The 21,860-nt window shown below is 58.7% G+C and carries 26 protein-coding genes and 1 riboswitch; of the genes, 19 read left to right on the forward strand and 7 right to left on the reverse strand.

The genetic code is table 11. The features are described 5' to 3' along the window. Nucleotides 1-89: 89 nt before the first annotated feature. The 4 genes from J2T09_RS02520 to J2T09_RS02535 all read right to left on the reverse strand — a co-directional run bounded on the left by J2T09_RS02520 (nucleotide 90) and on the right by J2T09_RS02535 (nucleotide 3,647). Nucleotides 90-1,835, reverse strand: a complete 1,746-nt coding sequence (locus J2T09_RS02520; protein ID WP_306830698.1) for a putative bifunctional diguanylate cyclase/phosphodiesterase — start codon at nucleotides 1,833-1,835, stop codon at nucleotides 90-92. A gap of 215 nt (nucleotides 1,836-2,050) precedes the next feature. Continuing rightward, a complete protein-coding gene (locus J2T09_RS02525) occupies nucleotides 2,051-2,707 on the reverse strand; it encodes a hypothetical protein (RefSeq protein WP_306830700.1) in 657 nt (218 codons plus the stop codon). A gap of 121 nt (nucleotides 2,708-2,828) precedes the next feature. Beyond that, a complete protein-coding gene (locus tag J2T09_RS02530; RefSeq protein WP_306830702.1) occupies nucleotides 2,829-3,212 on the reverse strand; it encodes a c-type cytochrome in 384 nt (127 codons plus the stop codon). A 90-nt stretch (nucleotides 3,213-3,302) separates the two neighbouring features. Beyond that, on the reverse strand, nucleotides 3,303-3,647 hold the full coding sequence (locus tag J2T09_RS02535; RefSeq protein WP_306830704.1) for a hypothetical protein: 345 nt from the start codon (nucleotides 3,645-3,647) through the stop codon (nucleotides 3,303-3,305). A gap of 264 nt (nucleotides 3,648-3,911) precedes the next feature. Between J2T09_RS02535 and J2T09_RS02540 the strand changes: the two genes are divergently transcribed. After that, a complete protein-coding gene (locus J2T09_RS02540; protein ID WP_306830706.1) occupies nucleotides 3,912-4,514 on the forward strand; it encodes a superoxide dismutase in 603 nt (200 codons plus the stop codon). A gap of 54 nt (nucleotides 4,515-4,568) precedes the next feature. On the opposite strand, the gene J2T09_RS02545 is transcribed toward J2T09_RS02540, so the two are convergent. After that, nucleotides 4,569-5,033 carry a hypothetical protein gene (locus tag J2T09_RS02545; RefSeq protein ID WP_306830708.1) on the reverse strand — a complete coding sequence of 155 codons (465 nt, stop codon included), beginning with the start codon at nucleotides 5,031-5,033 and terminating at the stop codon, nucleotides 4,569-4,571. A gap of 109 nt (nucleotides 5,034-5,142) precedes the next feature. Between J2T09_RS02545 and J2T09_RS02550 the strand changes: the two genes are divergently transcribed. Next, complete coding sequence (locus tag J2T09_RS02550; RefSeq protein WP_306830710.1) at nucleotides 5,143-5,985, forward strand: metallophosphoesterase; 843 nt, start codon at nucleotides 5,143-5,145, stop codon at nucleotides 5,983-5,985. A 250-nt stretch (nucleotides 5,986-6,235) separates the two neighbouring features. Beyond that, nucleotides 6,236-6,850, forward strand: a complete 615-nt coding sequence (locus J2T09_RS02555; RefSeq protein WP_306830712.1) for a cytochrome b — start codon at nucleotides 6,236-6,238, stop codon at nucleotides 6,848-6,850. 36 nt (nucleotides 6,851-6,886) lie between these two features. Here J2T09_RS02555 and J2T09_RS02560 read toward each other — a convergent pair whose 3' ends face one another. Then, the gene (locus J2T09_RS02560) at nucleotides 6,887-7,570 is read right to left on the reverse strand and encodes a helix-turn-helix transcriptional regulator (protein WP_306830715.1); all 684 of its coding nucleotides are present in this window, start codon (nucleotides 7,568-7,570) and stop codon (nucleotides 6,887-6,889) included. 128 nt (nucleotides 7,571-7,698) lie between these two features. Here J2T09_RS02560 and J2T09_RS02565 point away from each other — a divergent pair, with 128 nt between their 5' ends. The 8 genes from J2T09_RS02565 (at nucleotide 7,699) to J2T09_RS02600 (ending at nucleotide 12,181) form a co-directional block, all read left to right on the forward strand. Continuing rightward, complete coding sequence (locus tag J2T09_RS02565) at nucleotides 7,699-8,343, forward strand: LysE family translocator (RefSeq protein WP_306830717.1); 645 nt, start codon at nucleotides 7,699-7,701, stop codon at nucleotides 8,341-8,343. Nucleotides 8,344-8,514: 171 nt separating this feature from the next. Continuing rightward, nucleotides 8,515-8,955 carry a c-type cytochrome gene (locus tag J2T09_RS02570; RefSeq protein WP_306830721.1) on the forward strand — a complete coding sequence of 147 codons (441 nt, stop codon included), beginning with the start codon at nucleotides 8,515-8,517 and terminating at the stop codon, nucleotides 8,953-8,955. Nucleotides 8,956-9,015: 60 nt separating this feature from the next. Further along, nucleotides 9,016-9,930, forward strand: a complete 915-nt coding sequence (locus tag J2T09_RS02575) for a cytochrome c (RefSeq protein ID WP_306830722.1) — start codon at nucleotides 9,016-9,018, stop codon at nucleotides 9,928-9,930. Nucleotides 9,931-10,007: 77 nt separating this feature from the next. Next, a riboswitch (cobalamin riboswitch) is annotated at nucleotides 10,008-10,217 on the forward strand. Nucleotides 10,218-10,242: 25 nt separating this feature from the next. Next, nucleotides 10,243-10,431: a CbtB domain-containing protein gene (locus tag J2T09_RS02580; RefSeq protein WP_306830724.1), complete on the forward strand. Its 189-nt coding sequence runs from the start codon at nucleotides 10,243-10,245 to the stop codon at nucleotides 10,429-10,431. Between the two features lie 15 nt (nucleotides 10,432-10,446). Beyond that, on the forward strand, nucleotides 10,447-11,205 hold the full coding sequence (locus tag J2T09_RS02585; RefSeq protein WP_306830726.1) for a CbtA family protein: 759 nt from the start codon (nucleotides 10,447-10,449) through the stop codon (nucleotides 11,203-11,205). A 20-nt stretch (nucleotides 11,206-11,225) separates the two neighbouring features. After that, entirely contained in the window at nucleotides 11,226-11,576 is a 351-nt protein-coding gene (locus tag J2T09_RS02590; protein ID WP_306830808.1) for a hypothetical protein, read from the forward strand. A 21-nt stretch (nucleotides 11,577-11,597) separates the two neighbouring features. Further along, nucleotides 11,598-11,852: a type II toxin-antitoxin system HicA family toxin gene (locus J2T09_RS02595; protein WP_306830729.1), complete on the forward strand. Its 255-nt coding sequence runs from the start codon at nucleotides 11,598-11,600 to the stop codon at nucleotides 11,850-11,852. Then, nucleotides 11,849-12,181 carry a type II toxin-antitoxin system HicB family antitoxin gene (locus J2T09_RS02600; protein ID WP_306830730.1) on the forward strand — a complete coding sequence of 111 codons (333 nt, stop codon included), beginning with the start codon at nucleotides 11,849-11,851 and terminating at the stop codon, nucleotides 12,179-12,181. Before J2T09_RS02595 ends, J2T09_RS02600 begins: the two co-directional genes overlap by 4 nt. Nucleotides 12,182-12,233: 52 nt before the next feature. Here the strand turns inward: J2T09_RS02600 and J2T09_RS02605 are convergent, their stop codons facing one another. After that, on the reverse strand, nucleotides 12,234-12,782 hold the full coding sequence (locus J2T09_RS02605) for a GNAT family N-acetyltransferase (protein ID WP_306830732.1): 549 nt from the start codon (nucleotides 12,780-12,782) through the stop codon (nucleotides 12,234-12,236). A gap of 322 nt (nucleotides 12,783-13,104) precedes the next feature. Here J2T09_RS02605 and J2T09_RS02610 point away from each other — a divergent pair, with 322 nt between their 5' ends. The 8 genes from J2T09_RS02610 (at nucleotide 13,105) to J2T09_RS02645 (ending at nucleotide 21,562) form a co-directional block, all read left to right on the forward strand. Further along, nucleotides 13,105-13,866, forward strand: coding sequence for a DeoR/GlpR family DNA-binding transcription regulator (locus tag J2T09_RS02610; RefSeq protein WP_306830733.1), 762 nt, complete (start codon nucleotides 13,105-13,107; stop codon nucleotides 13,864-13,866). A 132-nt stretch (nucleotides 13,867-13,998) separates the two neighbouring features. Beyond that, complete coding sequence (locus tag J2T09_RS02615) at nucleotides 13,999-15,507, forward strand: glycerol-3-phosphate dehydrogenase (protein ID WP_306830734.1); 1,509 nt, start codon at nucleotides 13,999-14,001, stop codon at nucleotides 15,505-15,507. Nucleotides 15,508-15,560: 53 nt separating this feature from the next. Then, nucleotides 15,561-16,643: an ABC transporter ATP-binding protein gene (locus tag J2T09_RS02620; protein ID WP_306830735.1), complete on the forward strand. Its 1,083-nt coding sequence runs from the start codon at nucleotides 15,561-15,563 to the stop codon at nucleotides 16,641-16,643. A 13-nt stretch (nucleotides 16,644-16,656) separates the two neighbouring features. Then, nucleotides 16,657-17,742 (forward strand): ABC transporter ATP-binding protein, encoded by a 1,086-nt coding sequence (locus J2T09_RS02625; protein ID WP_306830736.1) that lies wholly within the window; start codon nucleotides 16,657-16,659, stop codon nucleotides 17,740-17,742. Nucleotides 17,743-17,746: 4 nt separating this feature from the next. Continuing rightward, complete coding sequence (locus tag J2T09_RS02630) at nucleotides 17,747-18,616, forward strand: carbohydrate ABC transporter permease (protein WP_306830737.1); 870 nt, start codon at nucleotides 17,747-17,749, stop codon at nucleotides 18,614-18,616. A 13-nt stretch (nucleotides 18,617-18,629) separates the two neighbouring features. Beyond that, nucleotides 18,630-19,460, forward strand: coding sequence for a carbohydrate ABC transporter permease (locus tag J2T09_RS02635; RefSeq protein ID WP_306830739.1), 831 nt, complete (start codon nucleotides 18,630-18,632; stop codon nucleotides 19,458-19,460). A gap of 15 nt (nucleotides 19,461-19,475) precedes the next feature. Beyond that, a complete protein-coding gene (locus J2T09_RS02640; RefSeq protein ID WP_306830741.1) occupies nucleotides 19,476-19,757 on the forward strand; it encodes a DUF2160 domain-containing protein in 282 nt (93 codons plus the stop codon). A gap of 83 nt (nucleotides 19,758-19,840) precedes the next feature. Further along, nucleotides 19,841-21,562 carry an ABC transporter substrate-binding protein gene (locus J2T09_RS02645; RefSeq protein WP_306830743.1) on the forward strand — a complete coding sequence of 574 codons (1,722 nt, stop codon included), beginning with the start codon at nucleotides 19,841-19,843 and terminating at the stop codon, nucleotides 21,560-21,562. Nucleotides 21,563-21,860 lie beyond the last annotated feature (298 nt).

The raw sequence follows: 21,860 nt of genomic DNA on the forward strand, positions 1-21,860 counted from the left end.
GTGATAGAGAGCGGTCGGTGACCGCTCCGTTCAACGGTAACGCATGGCGACACCGTCCGATCCCGACAAATGCGATGGATTGCGATGGATCAACGGCGATGCAGATGCGTGATCGTGGCCGATGGCATTTCGGGAGGTGCGGGCCTGGGCGCGTGTGTTGCGCCGGTCAGGTCGGAATACTGCGCGATCGGTTCCGCCTTGCCGATCAGATAACCCTGAATATGCTGGCATTGCGCGTCTTCCAGAAAAGCGCGCTGTTCTTCCGTTTCCACGCCCTCCGCGACGATCGGAATGTTCAAACCACGGCCAAGGCCGATCACGGCCCGTACGATCTCGTCGGCGCTGGTATCGGTTTTGAGCTTTGCGGTGAACGATTTGTCGATCTTGATCGTATCGAACGGAAAGGCCTGCAGATAGGAGAGCGACGAATAACCGGTGCCGAAATCGTCCATGGCGATCTGGATGCCCAGCGCCTTCAAACCGCGCAGGATCTGCAGGGCGCGGGCAAAATCCTGCACCAGAACACCTTCCGTCACTTCCAGTTCCAACCGGTCGGGTGAAAGCCCGGTCTGCAGCAGAACCGTATGGACGTCGCCGACCAGATTTTCCTGACGGAACTGGATGGGCGAAACATTGATGGCGATCTTCAGCCGGTTCGGCCAGCTGGCGGCTTCCCGGCAGGCTTCCCGCAGCACCCAGCGGCCGATCTCGATGATCAGCCCGCTTTCCTCCGCCAGCGGCACGAATTGATCGGGTGAGATCAGCCCACGGGTGGGATGATACCAGCGCAACAGGGCCTCGAAACCGAAAATTTCGCCGGAAACGGAAGCCTGAGGCTGATAATGCAGGGCCAGTTCATGGCGCTTGATGGCATGACGCAGATCCTGCTGCAGGACGCGACAGTCATGCATGCGCCGGTCCATGCCGGCGTTGAAGGCGCAGAACCGACCGCGACCTTCCGCCTTGGCGCGGTAGAGCGCCGCATCGGCATTGGCGAGCAGCGTTACGGCGTTGTCGCCATCCTGCGGGAACATGGCAACGCCGATGCTCAGGCCCACATGAAGGGACCGTTCATCGATCTCTATTTCTTCCTCCATGGATTGAGTGAGCGCTTCCGCTAGCCGTGTCACGGCTTCCGGTTGGCCGTCGCCGACACTGATGACCGTAAATTCATCACCACCAAGGCGGGCGGCCAGATCCTGGTGCCCGAGCAACCGCTTCAACCGCCGTGCCAGTTCGGTCAACACCGTGTCGCCGGCATTGTGGCCGAACAGATCATTGATATCCTTGAAGCGATCGACGTCGAAGCTCATGACGCCAAAACGTCGGCGAGTGACCCTGCTCTCCTCGATCAGGTTGGCGAGATGGGTCGAGAAATGCGTGCGGTTCGGCAAATCGGTGAGAGGGTCGTGATGGGCAAGGTAGGAGACGCGTCGTTCCGCCCTTATGCGTGCGGTGATGTCCTGCTGGGTTGTCAGGATATATTGACCGTCGAGCAAGATGTCATGCAGCGCGATGACCTTGTCGCCGATCTCGATCTCTTCCCGTACGGCCCGACCGGCTGAAAGTTCGCGCCTTACATGATCAAGAAAGGCCTGCGGGTCCTGTTTCCAGTCCGTCAGCCGCCCTTCCTTGATAAGGTCCGCGAATGTTTCCGTCCCGTTCACCCAGCCGGGGTGGCGTGCATGAATTTGCTGGAAGGCGGCGTTGGAGTAAACCGTGTGCCCCTGCAGGTCGAAAAGCGCCACTCCGACGGGCAATTGGTCCAGTGCAGCCTGAAGCGCACTTTGCAGCCCCTCATGGGTGCCCTGATTGACTGACGGTGCCGTGACCACTCGGAAGCTCCTCCAAACCGACCGCACTATAGCATCTATCCTCGAAATATTAGGATATAATAATTTAGGTGGACGATATTTCAAGCGAAGCAACAGGCGGCGGCGATCGGGATCATCGAGCAAAAGTTCCCGCCGCCGGAGTTGCAACGACTGGCGGCGGCGGGAGGGGCGTCGCGCTGTTGCATGGCGCGACGAACGGAATGAAGGGGCGAGGCTCAGGCGGCCCTGCGGCGATCGAGGGTCGCCAGAACAACAATCTCCAGCCTGTCCCAAGCCTGAATGCCGCGCTCGCCCAGATGGGCCGCGATGCCGCGCATCGGTTTCATCGCGGCGGCAAGGTCGTGGAGGGTCAGGTCAGCATGTGGCAACGGGCCGTTGCGACGCTGCCGGTCTGCCATTTGAAAGGTTTCTTCTGCCAGAACCGTGAACAGCCGGTCATTGGCCACGGCGCGATTCCCAAGCTTGTCGACCGAGCGCCACAACTGCCGCTGTGCGACCAGCCTGTAGCCGGTCAATTGTTCGAACAGCATCAGGTCGCCCATGCTGTAGGCGCGGGCGGGCATCGGTTCCCCGGCCGGTGCAGATTCAGGTGTCGGCTCCGGTTCCGCGGTGACCACAGGCGGTGTGGTGTGCGTTGACGTCGTTTTCGCCGCCGGCTCCGTTTCGAGCGAACAGTCGTCGACCGGCATGGCTTCGACCATTGCCGTGTCCGCTAGCGGCGCACGCTCTGCTTCGGTCTCGACATCCGGCGTGTCGGGGATGCAGGGAGAAGTGGCCGGCGCCTGTGAAATCAGCTCGCTCAAAAGTGCGTCGAGCGCGTCCGTTTGCCCTGTATCCGGAGAATATGCGGTGTCATGCAATTCGTCCCGCATCGAAATCCCTTCGTGAGTTCAAATGATCCGTTCTAAAATCAATTGAAGGAAGGGATAGCCGGCCAAGCCTGCGCAAAGCTGACTGAAAGTCCTGTTTGGCGTAAAAATACCGCGTGGGCTTTTATGGGGTGGTTTTCAGGTAGGCGATAACATCATCGATGTCCGACTGGCTCCAGAAACCCCAGAAGCGCATGCTGGTGCCGGGGACCTTGCCTTTGGGGCTGGAAAGAAATTCGGAGAGGGCTTTTTCGTCCCAAACGAGGCCGGTGGCTCCGGCATCGCGCATGGCCTGTGAATATCGAAAGCCCGCGACGCTGCCGGCGGTGCGACCGAACACGCCCTTCAGATGCGGACCGAGCTTGTTGGTTTCGGCATTCGGTACGTGGCAGGGCAGACAGACGCGGTAAACCTGGCGTCCGTGAGCGGCGTCCTGTGCGAGGGCCGCCGAGTTTATGGGCATGAGCGCCAGCAGAAGCAGCAGCGCAGGGCGTATGGCGGATTTCATAAGTGATCCCATTTGCGAAATGACCATTTATGAGGTTCCGGGTCGCAATGCCATGCGACGAAATTGTCTTTCGCTGCCGGGGCGACCGCTCTATTTTCTGGATGCCGCGGCACCCACCTTGCGAATCTCGATTTCTCCACCGACCTCCGACACCTTGGTCTTCTTGTCGTAGACGCAGATGACACTGATGTCGGCGACCTTTTTTGTCTTCACGCCCAGTGGTCTGCCGGTATTGATGGCAAGGCCGTATTTCTCGCTGCCATAGGGGTCGACAACGGCGCGGCCGTTTTCGATCTGGCTGGACGCGGACTTGATGCAGGCTTTTTCGACGGCCGCGGAAAATTCCGCCCAGGCACCATCTGACGAGGCGTGAGCGGCGCTGCCAAGGCCGAGGACGGCCACGAGAACGGGCACGAGGCGCATGGTGTGTTTCATCGAATCATTTCCTCCGTTGACGTCTCACGTCTGTCTCAACTGTGCGGCATCGCCATGGCGGTGGGCAAGAGATCGGTGATATTCGATGCCCTGCCGATGCATTCGGAACGATGTTCCAAGAACAGGCGTTAGAGAAGAACACCACACTGCGGGGGCATTGATTTTTGCCAGAATTTTGGTCCGAAAGACGTTGCCACGCTGCCGCCTTGAACCTATGTTCCCGCTCATCTTCACCCAGCTTGTTTTTGCCCAAGGAGTAAGATCATGGCTTTTGAACTTCCCGAACTTCCCTACGATTACGAAGCGCTGCAGCCTTTCATGTCGAAGGAGACGCTTGAGTATCACCACGACAAGCACCACAAGGCCTATGTCGACAACGGCAACAAGCTGGCCGCTGAAGCCGGCATGGCTGACCTTTCGCTGGAAGAAGTCGTGAAGAAGTCTTTCGGCACCAATGCCGGCCTCTTCAACAACGCTGCCCAGCATTACAACCACGTCCATTTCTGGAAGTGGATGAAGAAGGACGGTGGCGGCAACAAGCTGCCCGGCAAGCTGGAAAGCGCCATTACTTCCGACCTCGGCGGTTACGACAAGTTCAAGGCCGATTTCGTTGCTGCCGGCACCACGCAGTTCGGCTCCGGCTGGGCATGGCTGTCCGTCAAGAACGGCAAGCTGGAAATCTCCAAGACCCCGAACGGCGAAAACCCGCTGGTTCACGGCGCAGAGCCGATCCTCGGCGTCGACGTATGGGAACACTCCTATTACATCGACTACCGCAACGCGCGTCCGAAATATCTCGAAGCCTTCGTCGACAGCCTGATCAACTGGGACTACGTCCTGGAGCGTTACGAAGCTGCCACGAAGTAAGTTTGCGGGAAAACCCGTGATGGAAGCCCGGCCTTTGTGCCGGGCTTTTGCGTTTCAGGTGTCCGTTGCCATTGTTGTGCCGGGCTTTTGGCGGGATCGCATCAGGTAAAAAGCCAAGGCCAGCCACAATACCAGAAACAAAAATGGAGGCAGAAACATCCCTGTCATGATCCATGTTTCCGGCGGAAACGAGAATGCCATGCCCATTTTCGCGATGATAATGAGGGCGCAAGCGCCAGCCAGAGCAAGGTAGACGTGACGCCAAGCAGGTGAGGAGTTTTGCGTCGTGAGTGTTCCTGAAGCGGAGTGCCGCAGCGCCAACAGAGTGAAAAATACGGCGGCTGGCAGATGGCTTAGGGACAGTCGTATTTTAACTGACGTGTCTGTCTGCAGGAACAGAAGATGCATCAACTGCGCGGCCCCGTGTAAAATCACGGCATTGACGATCAAAATGATCGCTGAGCGCCAGAAAACAGCCCAGAATGCATAGATGAAATCGCGCAAGGTGACGCCTTTCATGTGAGATCGTCGGCGAAATGGCCGCGCTTACCTTCATAAGGTTGGAGGCGTCTGTGGGGCAAGTTGGCATCGTCATACGCCTGTCATGCCGACGTCATATCTCGCGCCCATGTCCCGCGAAACTCCTCTCATCCGCTTCGGCGTTCTGGCCGATCCTCAATATGCAGCGCTTCCCCCGCATCCGACGCTGAACCGTCATTATCAGGCGAGCAAGGCCAAGATCGCGCAGGCGCTCGAGGTTCTGGATGGCGAGGAACTCGCCTTTGTCGTGACACTCGGCGATCTGATCGATCGTGGCTGGGAGAATTTCGACGCGGTCCTGCCGCTCTTTGAAACCTCGCAACATGCGTGCTTTTTCCTGCCCGGCAATCACGATTTCCTTGTGGAGCCGGAGCATCTTGCCAAGGTTCATGACAGGCTTGGCATGCCCGCGCCCTATCATCATTTTGCCCGCGATGGATTTCGCTTCGTGATCATCGATGGTTGCGAGGAAAGCCTGTTTGCCACCCGGCATGATCCGGAGCGGCACGCGCAGGCCGTGGATCGATTGGCCGGACTGGAGGCGAAGGGCGCCATCAACGCAAAGGACTGGAATGCCGGCATCAGCCGTGCCCAGTTCGAGTGGCTGCGGGATGTGCTCGACCGTGCCGCCTGGGATGGCGAAAAGGTCGTCATCATGGGCCATTATCCGCTTTATCCAGATAGCGACCATAACCTGTGGGATAGTGCGGAGGTGGCAGCCATGATTGCCTCCTACAGCAATGTCGTCGCTTATCTCAACGGTCACCAGCACTCAGGCAATCTTGGCCAGTTGGGCAGGACCTGGTTCGTCAACTTCAAGGGCATGGTCGATACGCCCGATGAAAACGCGTTCTCGGTCGTGGAAGTGTTTGCCGATCGCATCGAGATCATCGGCCATGGCCGCGAAGAGAGCCGCACGCTGCCGCTCTGATTGCTGCCGCTTTTTCATCGTTGCGGATTGCAATTTATTTCCACCTAAAAAGTATAATTGACGGTTGTCAGCGACTTTTTGCCACTATTGGCGATCGCCTCCGCATGTATGAATAATATTTTCGTAGATAAATCCGGCGTTGTTGTTGATTTTTGCAAATAATTACAAAAATCAATTCATCGACGATGCCCGGAAGCGAAAATTATAGAGATTTATTGACGATGCGATCAATCTGTCCGGGAGGCATGATATGGCCAGTACGCTAGACACCGGGACCATCGAACGCGGGATTTCTGTCCGTGCTCCAAAGGTCCGCAATTTCAATCCGACCTCGAAATTTTTCCACTGGCTGATGGCCACGATCATCATCGTCGCCTGGATCGTTGGTTATTACGGCGGCGCCATGCTGCATTATGGCGTCAACGACATCGAGACCGCGCAAAAAGTGTGGGCGATCACGCTGCACAAGAACATTGCCACCACGACGCTGTTCCTGATTGCATTGCGCATCGTCTGGCGCCTGTTCCACAGCCCGCCGCCATTGGGCGAAATGCCGGCGATCATGAAGACCTTCACCCATCTCGGCCACTGGTCCCTGTATTTCCTGATGGTCGCCGTGCCTGTCTCCGGCTGGTGGAACTCCTCGTCGGCCGGTTACGGCATTCCGGTCGCCGGCCTGTTCACCATTCCGGGCCTGGGTGGCAAAAACCCGGAACTGACGCCCTATCTCGTCACCGCCCACTGGTTCCTGTCCTGGGCGCTTGCGATCGTTGTCGCCGGCCATCTCGCCTTCGCGCTAAAACACCATTTCATCGACAAGGACGATACGATCGAAGCGATGATGCCGACCAATCGCCAAGATTGACCGGGCCGGGGACGCAGCGCAGACGAATTGGGTCGGTCACTGGTTTTGCCAGCCATCGACCCAGAGTTTGCGCAGGCTTTCGCCTTCGCCGATAAAAAATGCATCGACCGGATGGCATTGCGTCACCCGGTCGGTGCGAAAATTGCGGATTGCCTCACGCAATTCGCACCATGCGACGATATTGGCCGTCTGCGAATAATAGATGAGAGCGATCGGCCGGATCGTCCTGTCGCTGTCCCGGTTTTGCTCGTCGCGATAGCCGATCCGGATTTTCTGCTCATCGCGAATGGCCTGCCGTATCATGGCAAGATCAACCCCATCAGGCACCGGTGCCGCGCTGCCCCAGACATGCAGCGCATTGGTTGAGAACGTGCCCGCAAGCGGTTGCGGCACAACCGCCGAAATCTTGCGGTTGACCTGCCGGGCCGCCTGTTTCAGGCCCTTGTCGCCGGTGCGTTCCAGAAGCGCCAATGCCACCACGATGGCCTCCGTTTCCTCGATCGACAACATCAGCGGCGGCAGCGTGAAGCCCGGTCGCAGAATATAACCGATGCCGCGCCCGCCTTCGATCGGCACGCGCATGCCCTGAAGGGCGGAAATATCCCGGTAGATCGAGCGAACGGTGACTTCCAGCTGCTCGGCAATGTTGGCGGCGGTGACCGGCCCTTTTGCGAGCCGCAGGATCTGGATGATCTCGAACAGACGTGACGCCTTGCGCATTTTTTGCCCGTCTCCCCATCGCTCCTGACAGAACGCTGTCAGGAGCGTTTTTGTATAGGGCCGCATATGCGCTTGAAAAACAAGCTCCTGCTTGTTTGCGGATCAACGGACGCGGGTGGACAACTGACATGACCTATACGGAAAATCTCTGGCTCTTTTTTACGCTTCTTTTCGGCATCATCGTTGTGCCCGGCATGGACATGATTTTTGTTCTTGCAAATTCCCTGACGCGCGGGCGGGCATCGGGACTGGCGGCCACGGCCGGAATCATGGCGGGCGGGCTTGTGCATTCGCTTTATGGTGCGCTTGGTGTCGGGCTTCTGGCCAGTCTGATGCCCGTCCTGTTCAAGCCGCTGCTGATCGCCGGTGCGCTTTACATGGCGTGGATCGGTTTCACGCTGATGCGCAGTGCGATCACCGTCGATCATGTCGGGCCGGCGGACAGCCACTCGCATTGGGAAGCGTTTCGCCGTGGCGCGGTGACATGCCTGATGAACCCGAAGGCCTATCTCTTCATGCTGGCCATCTACCCGCAATTCCTACGTCCTGATTTCGGGGCCTTGGCGCCGCAGGCGGCCGTGATGGCGGCCATGACGGCGGGCACGCAGCTTGCCGTCTACGGCGGTCTTGCGATTGCGGCCGGTCGTGCGCGAAAAGCCTTGGTCGGCAATGCCGCTGCGACGATCTGGGTCGGCAGGATGGCAGGGCTGTTGCTTGTCCTCGTTTCCGTTCTGACGTTATGGGAAGGCGTGAAAGACGGCCTCTCACGGTAAGTTGAGTCTGTTTGGCGTATTTATCCGGTGAACGCAGTGTCAACGCTTAAGGGTGATGTCTTCGGTGAACTGACAGAAACGTGACTTCTTTCCGTCGCTTGGCCTTGTCATTCTGCCGACGCAGATATTTGGGCTGCGTGTGATGCGGGCCGATAAACCGGGAGATTTTTAATGCATATCAAGAACCTGGCCGCGACGGCCTTGGCGCTCTGTCTTGGCTTCGGTTCGGCTTTTGCGGCCGAGCCGCAGGTTGAGCGTCAGGCCGGCATGAAGGCGATCGGCGCTTCCATGGGGGCGCTTGCCGCCATTGCCAAGGAGCAGAAGCCCTTCGACGCAGAAGCCGTGAAGACGGCGCTGACGACGATCAGCACCTCGGCCAAGGCGTTTCCTGACCAGTTCCCGGTCGGCAGCGAAACCGGTCATGACACCGAGGCCTCGCCAAAGATCTGGGAAAACCCATCGGATTTCCGCGCCAAGTCTCTGAAGCTCGCCGCTGATGCCGATGCGGTTCTGGCGGCAGCACCGACCGATGTTGCAGGCGTGATGAATGCCATGCAGACGCTGGGCGCCGAATGCGGCCAGTGCCATCAGACCTACCGTCTGAAGCGTTGATGAAAGCCGGCAGCCGGGCATGCGTTCGGCTGCCGCGACGCCTTGCGGCAGGAGAATGACATGGCATCGACCTTCACGAAAATCGTGGCGGCAGTGGTTGTTGTGGGAGCGGTGGGCCTTGGTGGCGCTTACGCGCTGACGGCACCGGATCCGCAGCCGGAAAGCCATTGGGCCGATCTCGGCAGCCCCGATCTTGCCAATGGCGAACAGCTGTTCTGGGCAGGCGGGTGTGCCGGTTGCCATGCCGCGCCCGGCGCCGAAGGCGATGCGCTGAAAATCATGTCGGGTGGCCGCGCCCTGCCGAGCGATTTCGGCACGTTCCATATTCCCAACATTTCCTCCGACAATCAGGCGGGCATCGGCGGCTGGACGGTTGCGCAGTTCGGCAATGCCATGACGCGTGGCGTCGGCCCGAATGGCGAACATCTTTATCCCTCCTTTCCATACGGATCCTACGCGCGGCTTTCGCCCAAGGACGTCAACGATCTGTTCGGTTACCTGAAATCCCTGCCGGCAAGCAGCAATGTCGCGCCCGCTCACGATCTGCCGTTTCCGTTCAATATCCGGCTGGCCGTCGGCGGCTGGAAGTTTCTCTATTTCAACGATGGCCCGCGTGTGGAACTCGCTAACGCTTCCGATCAGGTGAAGCGCGGGCAATATCTGGTCGAAGGGCCGGGCCATTGCGGCGAATGCCATACGCCGCGCAATGCACTCGGCGGTTTCGAGGCCGGGGCATGGTTGGCGGGCGGACCGAACCCGGAAGGCGAAGGCCGCGTGCCCGGTATCACCTCGACTTCGGAAGGCATCAGCGCGTGGAGTGAGGATGAGATCGTCAACTATCTCGAAACCGGCTTCACCCCGGACTTCGACAGTGTCGGCGGCTCGATGGTGGAAGTGCAGAAGAACATCGCGCATCTGCCCAAGAGCGATCTTGCGGCGATCGCCGCTTATCTGAAGGCTGTGCCGGGCAAATAATCCTCCCCCGCAATATGGTTCCGTGTTGTGCTGCGGTGGCGGCACAACCGCGCCTTGACACCTGCAAAGCCCGGGCGCACAACTCGTGCCGCAATGGTTCCCCTTGCTTTCGCGCTTTGAGATCAGGGGATTAAAAGGGAACGCGATAGGGAATTTCCTCATTCGCGGCTGCCCCCGCAACTGTGAGCGGCGAGTCCGGAACAATCACGGCCACTGGGAAACCGGGAAGGCCCGTTCCGCGACAACGACCCGCGAGCCAGGAGACCTGCCAGTGCAAATGTGAGCAACGCATATGTAACGAGGGGTTTCATCATGCAGAACCAGACCGCAGAAAAAGCGGCCAAACCGGCCGTGACGTCTAAAACATCCAACTTTGTGCAATCCGCAATGGCCGCCTGCCTCGGGGTTTTCGTGATCGGCTTCGTGGGGTTTTCCCATCTCGAAGTCGTCCACAATGCTGCGCATGACGTGCGTCATGCCAACGCCTTCCCCTGCCATTAAGGGGAGCTTTCACAAATGTTCAGAGCTATTGTCTTCTCCGCCGTCCCGGTGGGGATCATCACCGGTATTGCCATCACGCTGATGCAGATGGTGGGCACCGAACCGCTGATCCTCAAAGCTGAAACCTATGAAAATGCTGGTTCGGCGGTGCCGGAAAGTGCGGCGCCCGCCGAGCATTCGCATGCCGCGGCCGCGCCGGCGCATGATCATGCGATGCCAGCGGCCGAAGCCCATGATGCCGCCGGTCACGACCATGGTGACGGCTGGTCGCCCGCCGACGGTTTCGAGCGCACCGCCTATACGCTGGGCGCCAATGTGCTGACCGCCATCGGTTATTCGCTTGTGCTGACGGCCTTGCTGTCCATGACGAATGTCTCGCATGGTTGGCGCACGGGCCTTTTCTTCGGCTTGGCCGGGTTTGCATCGGTCATGCTGGCGCCGATGGTGGGCCTGCCACCGGAATTGCCGGGCAGCCCGGCGGCGGAACTTGCCGCGCGCCAGACATGGTGGGTCGCCACAGCGGTGGCAACTGCCGCTGGTATCGGCTTGCTCGTCTTGCGGCGAGAAACCTGGGCGGCGGTGCTGGCGATCATTCTTATCGCGGCACCGCATGTGGTGGGAGCGCCACTGCCGCCTGCGGGCGTCGAGCCGCTGGCGCCGCTTGAGCTGGAGCGCCGTTTCATCATCGTGGCAACGGTCACAAGCTTTGTGTTCTGGGCGCTTTTGGGCGCACTCAGCGGTACATTCCTGAAACGCCTCAGCCCTTCGGTCTGATGTGATGGGGGCCTGATGTGATGGAGGAGAGGGCGGCAATCTGGCGTGACGATATCGATGCGCTCGGCTTTGCCGTTTTCTTCGAAGGAAAAGATCATGGGGCGGCGTGCTTCGTGCATCGTCGCGCCTTTCGCATCTTGATCGGTTCCGATCCTGTCGGAGCCGATTGCCTCGCCTATTACGCAGACAATGCCGAGGCATTTCAGACGGCGGCGGGGGCGAAGATCGAGCGCCAATCCATCCCGCAAGGCCGCAATCTCAATCTCAACAGCCGCGATATTCGCCGCGCGCTTGGAGAATTGGTGAGGGCGGGCCCAAGTGCGCGCAAGCCGTGTCGGGCGCTGGTGAATAGAAATGCTTGCAAAAAATGATAGCATCCATCATAGTGTGACATGAACGCCAAGCAGCGGAAAACTCTTGAGGCAATTTTCAGGGATCCGGTTTCCCCCGCGATCGTTTGGGCGGATATTGAAACGCTGCTCATTTCCATCGGTTGCCGGTGTGTCGAGGGTAGCGGCTCGCGCGTTCGTTTTGAAAAGGGCAGGATGATCGCCTCGTTTCACCGCCCGCATCCGGACAGGCACGCCAAGCGCTATCAGGTGCGTGACGCCAGGATGTTTCTGAAGGAACTGGGTATCGAGCCATGAATGCCATGCACTACAAAGGTTATGCCGCCCGCATCGAGTTCGATGCCGAGGATGAAGTCTTTGCCGGGCATATTGCCGGGATCAATGATGTCATCGGGTTTCATGCGGATAACGTGGCCGATCTCAAGGCCGCATTCCACGAGGCTGTCGATGATTATCTTGCGACTTGCGCAGAGCTCGGAAAACAACCGCAAAAACCGTATTCGGGCCGCGTCATGTTTCGCATCGATCCGCAGGTGCATGCAAATGCTGCAAGGGCAGCCGAGCTTTCCGGAAAAAGCTTGAATGAATGGGCCGGCGAGGTTCTGGCCAAGGCCGCATCGCGCTGATCGCGGCAGTCCGGCGATCCCAGCCAAGGTAGGGATCGCCGAAAGGGCTGAATTACGCCAGCGCCTGCGTATACCGCATGCCTGTCACCGGCCGCGGTTTAAAATCCATGTGTTCATAAAAGCGGTGGGCGGCAAAATTGCCGGTGGCGGCACCAACGGAAAGATAATCGCAGCCGGCATTGCGGGCGATATCGCGGGCGCGGGTCACCAGATGATGGCCGATGCCGTGGCCGCGATGGCCTTCGCGCACGAAGAGGTGGTGCAGGTCCATGCCGCGCTTGCCTTCCTGCGCCCGGTAAAGCGGCACGAGGATCGCATAACCGATCAGGCCTTCGCCGCCATCCGCCACCAGTGCGGTGATCCACGGCACGGGGCCAAACAGGTCGCGCTCGAGAATTTCCGGCGTGATGGCCGAGGCATCGTTGTGATGGGTGGCAAGTGCCGCGATCATGTCGCCGAGCTGCGGCAGGTCTGCGCGGCGGGCTGCGCGGATGGCGACGACCGGCGGGCGTGCTAGCGCCGTCTTGGCAATATCGATCTGGCTGCCTGCATGCAGGGCGGCCGGTTTCAATAGATCCGGTGCGGAAGAGAGGGTTGGCATCGTGTTCGTCCTTGGCGTTTGTTCGAGAGGTTTGCCGTCAGGACGCTGTTTTCATCAAAAAGCCGCCTGACGGCGGCTTTTGTGACAATATGATCTGTCTGGCCGCCCTTTAAAGGTACGACCAAAAATACGAGCGGGCGGTGGATGGCTTCGTGATCATGTCGGCATCAATGCGCTCGATTCGGAAGCTTGTCAACGGTGTATTTGCGGGCCATTTCATTTCGCATCGACAAGGCATTCCGGCCCATGAAACGCTTTCGAAATACCTTGTCGTGGTTTCGTTTTTCCATAAAATGGCGAAAAACGAAAATCGGGGCGGATGATGCAGCTTTCCAGTCGGCAAGAGGAAATTCTGGCGATCGCGAAAACTCAAGGAAGGGTTCTCGTCGAGGATCTGGCCAATCTCTTTCAGGTGACGCCGCAGACGATCCGCAAGGATCTCAACGATCTGTGCGACGGCAAGGCGCTGAACCGCATTCACGGCGGCGCCGTTTTCCCGAGCGGCAACGAGAATGTCAAATATGAAGCGCGCCGGCTGATGGCGGCCGCCCAGAAGCAGGCGATCGGCAAGGCGGCGGGCAATATCATTCCCGACAATTCATCGCTGTTCATCAATATCGGAACCACGACCGAAGCGGTCGGCGAGGCTTTGGTGGATCATCGCGAGCTGATGGTCATCACCAATAACATCAATGTCGCCAATCGCTTGCGCGTCTACCCCTCGATCGAGGTGATCATTGCGGGTGGCGTTGTGCGTGGTTCGGATGGCGGCATTGTCGGGGAGGCGGCGGTCGATTTCATCCGCCAGTTCAAGGTCGATTATGCTGTCATCGGCGTGTCTGCCATCGATGCGGATGGCGCGCTGCTCGATTTCGATTTTCGCGAAGTGAAGGTTGCGCAGGCGATCATCGCCAATGCCCGCCATGTCATTCTCGTGTCGGACGCCTCGAAATTCGAGCGGACGGCGCCGGTTCGCATGGGGCATGTTTCCCAGGTTCACACGTTCATAACCGACATCTGTCCGTCGGAGGAGATCAGGCGGATCTGCGCGGAAAATGACGTACGGCTGGTTGAGACGGGCTGAAATCGCGACTTTTGTCGATTTCTAATGTTCATTTGACATTCGTTTTTCTTTCGTTTTAGACTGTTGATGTTTCGCAATTGCGCAAAATCATGCTGCAATGCGCCAATATACAATCTGCGGACGGTTAAGGGCATGTCGGACGATAGGGTTTTCGATCTTTTCGTAATTGGCGGCGGCATCAATGGCTGCGGTATCGCGCGTGATGCGGCGGGCCGTGGTTATTCGGTCGCGCTTGCGGAAATGAACGATTTCGCCTCCGGCACGTCTTCGGGCGCGACAAAACTCATCCATGGCGGCCTGCGTTATCTTGAACACTATGAATTCCGACTCGTGCGCGAAGCGCTGATGGAGCGTGAAGTGCTGTGGGCCATGGCGCCGCATGTCATCTGGCCGCTGCGTTTTGTGTTGCCTTTCCAGAAGGGCGGTGTGCGTCCGGCCTGGCTGATCCGGCTCGGCCTGTTCCTTTATGATCATCTTGGCGGCCGCAAGCTGCTGCCGGCGACAAAAACGCTCGACTTGAGAAGCGATCCGGCCGGCCGTCCGCTGAAACCCGTTTTCGGCAAGGCGTTCGAATATTCGGATGGCTGGGTGGATGATGCGCGCATGGTCGTGCTCAATGCCCGTGATGCCGCCAATCGTGGCGCAAAAATCATGAGCCGCGCGAAAGTGGTGTCCGCCCGCCGCGAGGCCGGTCTGTGGCAGATTGCGGTTCGTGACGAAATATCCGGTGCCACGACAAGCCACCGGGCGCGCATGCTGGTCAATGCCGGCGGGCCGTGGGTCGATCAGGTTCTGTCGGGCGCGATGGGCCGCAACAATGTCCACAATGTCCGCCTCGTGCAGGGCAGCCATATCATCGTGAAAAAGAAGTTCGATGATACGCGCGCCTATTTCTTCCAGAACCCGGACAACCGCATCTTCTTTGCCATTCCCTACGAAACCGATTTCACGCTGATCGGCACGACGGATCGCGACTATTCCGCCGATCCGAAGGACGTTAAAATCAGCCAGGAAGAGATCGGTTATCTCTGCAATGCCGCGAGCGAATATTTTGCCGAGCCGGTAACGCCGGAAGATATCGTCTGGACCTATTCGGCCGTGCGCCCGCTTTATGACGATGGTGCCTCCAAGGCGCAGGAAGCGACGCGCGATTATGTGCTGAAAGTCGATGCCGATGGTGCGCCGCTGCTCAATGTGTTTGGCGGCAAGCTGACGACCTATCGCCGGCTTTCGGAACATGCGCTGGAAAAGATTGGTGAGGCGATCGGCGCCAAGGGCACGCCCTGGACGGCAAAAAGCCGGCTTCCAGGTGGCGATTTTGCCGTCACGGGTGCTGCCAGCGAAGAGCGGAAATTGCTTTCGGCTTATCCGTTTCTGTCGAAACGCCACGCGGCGCGTCTGGTAAAATGTTACGGTACCGATGCAAAGGCGATCCTCGTTGATGCCAAAACGATAGAGGGGCTTGGCCGGCATTTCGGCGGCACGCTTCATGAGGCGGAAGTCCGCTTCCTGATCGAAAAGGAATGGGCGGTCACGGCGGAAGATGTGCTGTGGCGCCGCACCAAGCAGGGATTGTTCCTGACGGCGGAGGAGGCCGCGGGATTGGAGGAATACATGGCGGGCGTTCGCCGGGCCGCGTGAGGCCATCGACATGACCGCATGTTTGCCCAAGGGTTGGGAGGCCCGAGGTTTTTATGCTGGAATTGCGCAACGTGTCGAAGACGGTGGCGGGCGATTATCATATCCGCCCGACCGACCTGACATTAAAGCGGGGCACGCTGAATGTCCTGCTCGGACCGACGCTTGCCGGCAAGACGTCGCTGATGCGGCTGATGGCGGGGCTCGACAAGCCGACCGAGGGTTCGGTGTTTTTCGATGGCGCCGATGTTACCGGCCTGCCGGTACAGAAGCGCAATGTCGCGATGGTCTACCAGCAGTTCATCAATTATCCGGCGCTTTCCGTTTATGAGAACATCGCCTCGCCGATGCGCATTGCCGGCAAGGATGCCGCCACCATCGACCGCGAGGTGAAGAAGGCCGCCGAACTCCTGAAGCTCACGCCCTATCTCGATCGCACGCCGCTCAATCTTTCCGGCGGCCAGCAGCAGCGCACGGCGCTGGCGCGCGCCATCGTCAAGAACGCCAATCTCGTGCTGCTGGACGAACCGCTCGCCAATCTCGATTACAAGCTGCGCGAGGAATTGCGCGAGGAGCTGCCAAAACTCTTTGCCGCTTCCGGTGCTATCTTCGTTTACGCCACGACCGAACCGTCCGAAGCGCTTTTGCTCGGCGGTTATACAGCCACCCTGCACGAGGGAGCCGTGACGCAGTTCGGCAGGACGGTTGACGTGTATCGTCAGCCTGCCGATCTCGTTACCGCCAAAATCTTCGCCGATCCGCCGCTTAACACGATTGCGCTTGTCCGTTCGGGCAACAGTTTTGTCCTGAATGGAGAGCCGGTCATGGTCGTGCCGCCGCATCTCGCTTCGGTGGCGGAGGGGCAGGTGATGCTCGCTTTCCAGCCGCACCATCTTTTCCTCCATCCCGCCAATGGCCACACCACGCCCCTGAAGGCACGCACTTTGGTGTCGGAAATCGCCGGATCAGAAAGTTTCATCCATCTCGAGTTTGCCGGTCACCGCTGGGTGATGCTGGCGCATGGCATTCACGACATCGAGCAGGACCGGCAGATAGAGGTCCATCTCGACAGCCGCCATCTGATGGCGTTCGACCAAGCCACCGGCAAGGCGCTGGTCGCCGCGCCGATCGCGGCGTGAGGGAGGGGACGATATGGCACGCATCTCGCTCGAACATATCCGCCACGCCTACAGCCCGCGCGCCAAGGCGGCCGGAGACTACGCGCTGAAGGAAGTGCATCACGACTGGGAAGATGGCGGAGCCTATGCGCTGCTCGGACCTTCCGGCTGCGGCAAGACCACGCTGCTCAACATCATTTCCGGCCTGCTGCATCCATCGGACGGGCGCATCCTGTTCGACGGCCGCGATGTGACGGAGCTTTCGACGGAAGAGCGCAATATCGCGCAGGTCTTTCAGTTCCCGGTCGTCTACGACACGATGACGGTGTTCGACAATCTCGCCTTCCCCTTGCGCAATCGAAAGGTGCCGGAAGCCGAGGTCGAAAAACGCGTCAACGAAATCCTCGAAATGACCGATCTCGCTGGTATGGCGAAACGCAGGGCGCAGCGGCTGACGGCCGACCAGAAACAGAAGATTTCGCTTGGGCGCGGACTGGTGCGCGCAAACGTCAATGCCATCCTGTTCGACGAGCCGCTGACGGTGATCGATCCGCATATGAAATGGGTGCTGCGTTCGCAATTGAAGCGCCTGCACCGGCAATCGCGTTTCACCATGGTCTATGTCACCCATGACCAGACCGAGGCGTTGACCTTTGCCGATAAGGTCGTCGTCATGCATGACGGCCAGATCGTACAGATCGGCACGCCGGCCGAATTGTTCGAACGGCCGAGCCATACATTCGTCGGTTATTTCATCGGCTCGCCGGGGATGAATTTTATGCCGGCCTCGGTGGAAGGAGTAACGGCCCGCGTCGGTGACCAGACGATCGCTCTCGCGAACGCGCCCATATTAAGGAGTGACGGCAAAATCGAACTCGGCATCCGCCCGGAATTCATAAAACTCGGGCGCGACGGCATGCCGGTGACGATCAACAAGGTGGAAGACATCGGCCGCCAGAAGATCGTACGCGCCACATTCTGCGGTCAGCCGCTTTCCATCGTGCTGGCCGAGGACGACGACATCCCGACGGATGCAAAGGTGTCTTTCGACCAACATGCCATCGGCATTTTTTCCGATAGCTGGCGGGTTGAAAACCGATCATCACGGCAGGGGGGCTGAAACCATGGAAAAGACGTGGAACAACAAGGCCTGGTTTCTGGTCCTTCCGGTTCTGGTTCTGGTCGCCTTCTCCGCCGTCATTCCGCTGATGACGGTGGTGAACTATTCGGTTCAGGATACGTTTGGAAACAACCAGTTCTTCTGGGCCGGTACCGACTGGTTCGTCGAAATCCTCACTTCGCCGCGGTTCTGGGATGCGCTCTGGCGCAACCTGATCTTTTCCGCCGTCATTCTCGCCATCGAAGTGCCGCTTGGCATATTGATTGCGCTCAACATGCCAAAACATGGTCCGGGCGTGCCGGTCTGCCTCGTGCTGATGGCGCTGCCACTGCTGATACCATGGAACGTCGTCGGCACCATCTGGCAGGTGTTTGGCCGCGTCGATATCGGCCTGCTCGGTTATTTTCTCAATTCGCTCGGCATTTCCTACAATTATACCCAGAACACGGCGCATGCCTGGGCAACCGTCATCGTCATGGATGTCTGGCACTGGACGAGCCTCGTCGTGCTGTTGTGTTACGCGGGCCTCGTCTCCATTCCCGATGCCTATTATCAGGCCGCGCGTATCGACGGCGCCTCACGCTGGTCGGTCTTCCGCCATATCCAGCTGCCGAAAATGAAGCGTGTCCTGCTGATCGCCGTGCTGCTGCGGTTCATGGACTCATTCATGATCTATACCGAACCGTTTGTCGTCACCGGCGGCGGGCCTGGTAATTCCACCACGTTCCTGTCCATCGATCTTGTGAAAATGGCGATCGGCCAGTTCGATCTCGGGCCGGCGGCGGCCATGTCGATCATCTACTTCCTGATCATCCTTCTGCTGTCATGGGTGTTCTACACCGTCATGACCCAGAGCGATGCCGAGCAGAGTTGAAGGGGAGGCGATCATGAACAGCAATGTGACCAACAATAGCAGCGGTGCCCGTTTCGGTTTCCTCATTCCAACGATCTACATCATCTTCCTGGCCCTGCCGATCTACTGGCTGGTCAACATGAGTTTTAAAACCAATAGCGAAATCCTCGGCCAACTGACGCTGTTTCCGCAGAACCCGACGCTGCGCAATTACGCGGTCATCTTCACCGATCCGGCCTGGTATAACGGTTATATCAACTCCATTACCTATGTGGTGATGAACACCGTCATCTCGGTTCTGGTGGCGCTGCCGGCGGCCTACGCCTTTTCGCGCTACCGGTTCCTCGGCGACAAGCACCTGTTCTTCTGGCTGCTCACCAACCGCATGGCGCCACCGGCCGTTTTCGCGCTGCCCTTTTTCCAGCTCTATTCCGCCTTCGGCCTGATCGACACGCATATCGCTGTCGCCATCGCCCATTGCCTGTTCAACGTGCCGCTGGCGGTGTGGATCCTCGAAGGTTTCATGTCCGGCGTGCCGAAGGAAATCGATGAAACCGCCTATATCGACGGTTATTCCTTCCCTCGCTTTTTCGTCAAAATCTTCATGCCGCTGATCGCATCGGGCATCGGTGTCGCCGCCTTCTTCTGCTTCATGTTCTCATGGGTCGAACTTCTGATCGCCCGCACGCTGACAACGACCGACGCCAAACCGATTGCTGCGACCATGACAAGAACCGTGTCCGCTTCCGGCATGGATTGGGGCGTGTTGGCGGCAGCCGGCGTGCTCACCATCATTCCGGGCGCGCTCGTCATCTATTTCGTCCGCAACTACATCGCCAAGGGTTTTGCCCTTGGCCGTGTGTGAGAAGGGAGAGACGTCATGAATTTTTCCTGGATGGCATGGACGCTGCCGACGGCTCTGTTCTTCATCACCATTTTCCTGCTCATCGCGGCCATGGGCATCTGGGAGTTTTTTTCGCCGGGCGGTGACCCGCGGGTCGGCATCCTGCGGTTCGAAACGACACGCGGCGATCGCCTGTTTGTGTCGCTGCTCGGTTCCGCCTTCATTCATCTCGCATGGCTGGGTCTTGGAGGCCCCAGCCTGTGGTGGGCTCTGGCCTTATCGGTGGTCTACGCGATCGGCGTATTCCGCTTCGTCTGAGGTTTTGGGGAATACGGCGGCGGGAGGAGGTCCGGCCGCCAGATTTTTTGGGACTGCATCGCATCAACCGGGAGGATATTGATATGCGACGGCATCTGATGACGACGACGGCAGCCATGCTGCTGGCAATGACAGGTTCGGCTTTCGCCGACATGAATGCAGCCAAAAAATTCCTCGATGCGGAAATCGGCGACCAGTCGTCGCTCTCCCGCGCCGAGCAGGAAAAGGAAATGCAGTGGTTCATCGATGCGGCAAAACCCTTTGCCGGCATGGATATCAAGGTGGTGTCCGAAACCATCACCACGCATGAATATGAATCCAAGGTTCTGGCAAAAGCCTTTTCCGAAATCACCGGCATCAAGATCACCCATGACCTGATCGGTGAAGGCGACGTCGTCGAAAAGCTGCAGACGCAGATGCAGTCCGGCGAAAACGTCTATGACGCCTATGTCAATGATAGCGACCTGATCGGCACCCATTGGCGTTACCAGCAGGCGCGCTCACTGACCAAGTGGATGGCGAAAGAGGGCAAGGATGTCACCAATCCCGGCCTCGATCTCGATGATTTCATCGGCCTGAAATTCACCACGGCGCCGGATGGTGATCTCTACCAGCTGCCCGACCAGCAGTTCGCCAACCTCTACTGGTTCCGTTACGACTGGTTCAACGACGAAAAGAACAAGGCCGATTTCAAGGCGAAATACGGTTACGATCTGGGCGTGCCGGTCAACTGGTCGGCCTATGAGGATATCGCCGAGTTCTTCACCGGCCGCGAAGTCAACGGCAAAAAAGTGTTTGGCCATATGGATTATGGCAAAAAGGACCCGTCGCTCGGCTGGCGTTTCACCGATGCCTGGCTCTCCATGGCCGGCAATGGCGACAAGGGCCTGCCGAATGGCCTGCCGGTCGATGAATGGGGCATCAAGGTCAATGAGAAGTCACAGCCGGTCGGTTCCTGCGTGGCGCGTGGCGGTGACACCAATGGCCCGGCCGCCGTGTATTCGATCCAAAAATATCTCGACTGGATGAAGGCCTATGCCCCGCCGGCAGCCAATGGCATGAACTTTTCGGAATCCGGTCCGGTTCCGGGCCAGGGTGACATTGCCCAGCAGATGTTCACCTATACGGCGTTTACCGCCGACTTCGTGAAAAAGGGTCTGCCGGTCGTCAATGACGACGGCACTCCAAAATGGCGTTTTGCACCGAGCCCGCATGGCGTCTATTGGAAGGAAGGCATGAAGCTCGGTTATCAGGACGTCGGTTCCTGGACGCTGCTGAAATCCACGCCGGACGACCGCGCCAAGGCCGCATGGCTTTATGCGCAGTTCGTGGTGTCGAAAACGGTGGATGTGAAAAAGAGCCATGTCGGCCTGACGCTGATCCGCGATAGCTCGATCAACCACAAGAGCTTTACCGAGCGTGCGCCAAAACTCGGCGGCCTGATCGAGTTCTACCGTTCGCCGGCCCGTGTGCAGTGGTCGCCGACCGGCACCAATATCCCTGATTATCCAAAGCTGGCGCAGCTCTGGTGGCAGGCAATCGGTGACGCGTCTTCCGGCGCCAAGACGGCGCAGGAAGCGATGGATAGTCTGTGCGCCGAACAGGAGAAGGTGCTGCAGCGTCTGGAGCGTGCCGGCGTCCAGGGTGAGATGGGCCCAAAACTCGCGGAAGAGCACGATCTTGAATACTGGAACAAGGATGCCGTCTCGAAGGGCAATCTTGCACCGCAGCTGAAGATCGAGAACGAGAAGGAAAAGCCGATCACCGTCAATTACGACGAACTGGTGAAGAGCTGGCAGAAATAAGGCCGGATCGGCACATTTCTGCTGCCGGGGCGTGTGTTCGCGCCCCGGTTTCGCGTTAAGTGATATGTTGTTTTGTCTGGCGAATAGCTTCTTTCCTAAAAGTTCTGGCCGAAAACCCTTGGTGGGCAAGGGGTGCCGGGTTTTCCCTGGAGAAAAGTGACAGATTTGCGAAATTGGCCGTTGACTTGGAGAAGTGGCTCGGACTATAACCCGGTCACTGACGAGGGCGGCGGCGCTGCTGGCGACGAAGTTCTTGTCTCAAAAATCTTTAGAGAATTGGCGGAATGCTGATAGGGCC

The sequence above is a fragment of the Neorhizobium huautlense genome, from assembly GCF_030811685.1.
Lineage (GTDB): Bacteria > Pseudomonadota > Alphaproteobacteria > Rhizobiales > Rhizobiaceae > Neorhizobium > Neorhizobium huautlense_A.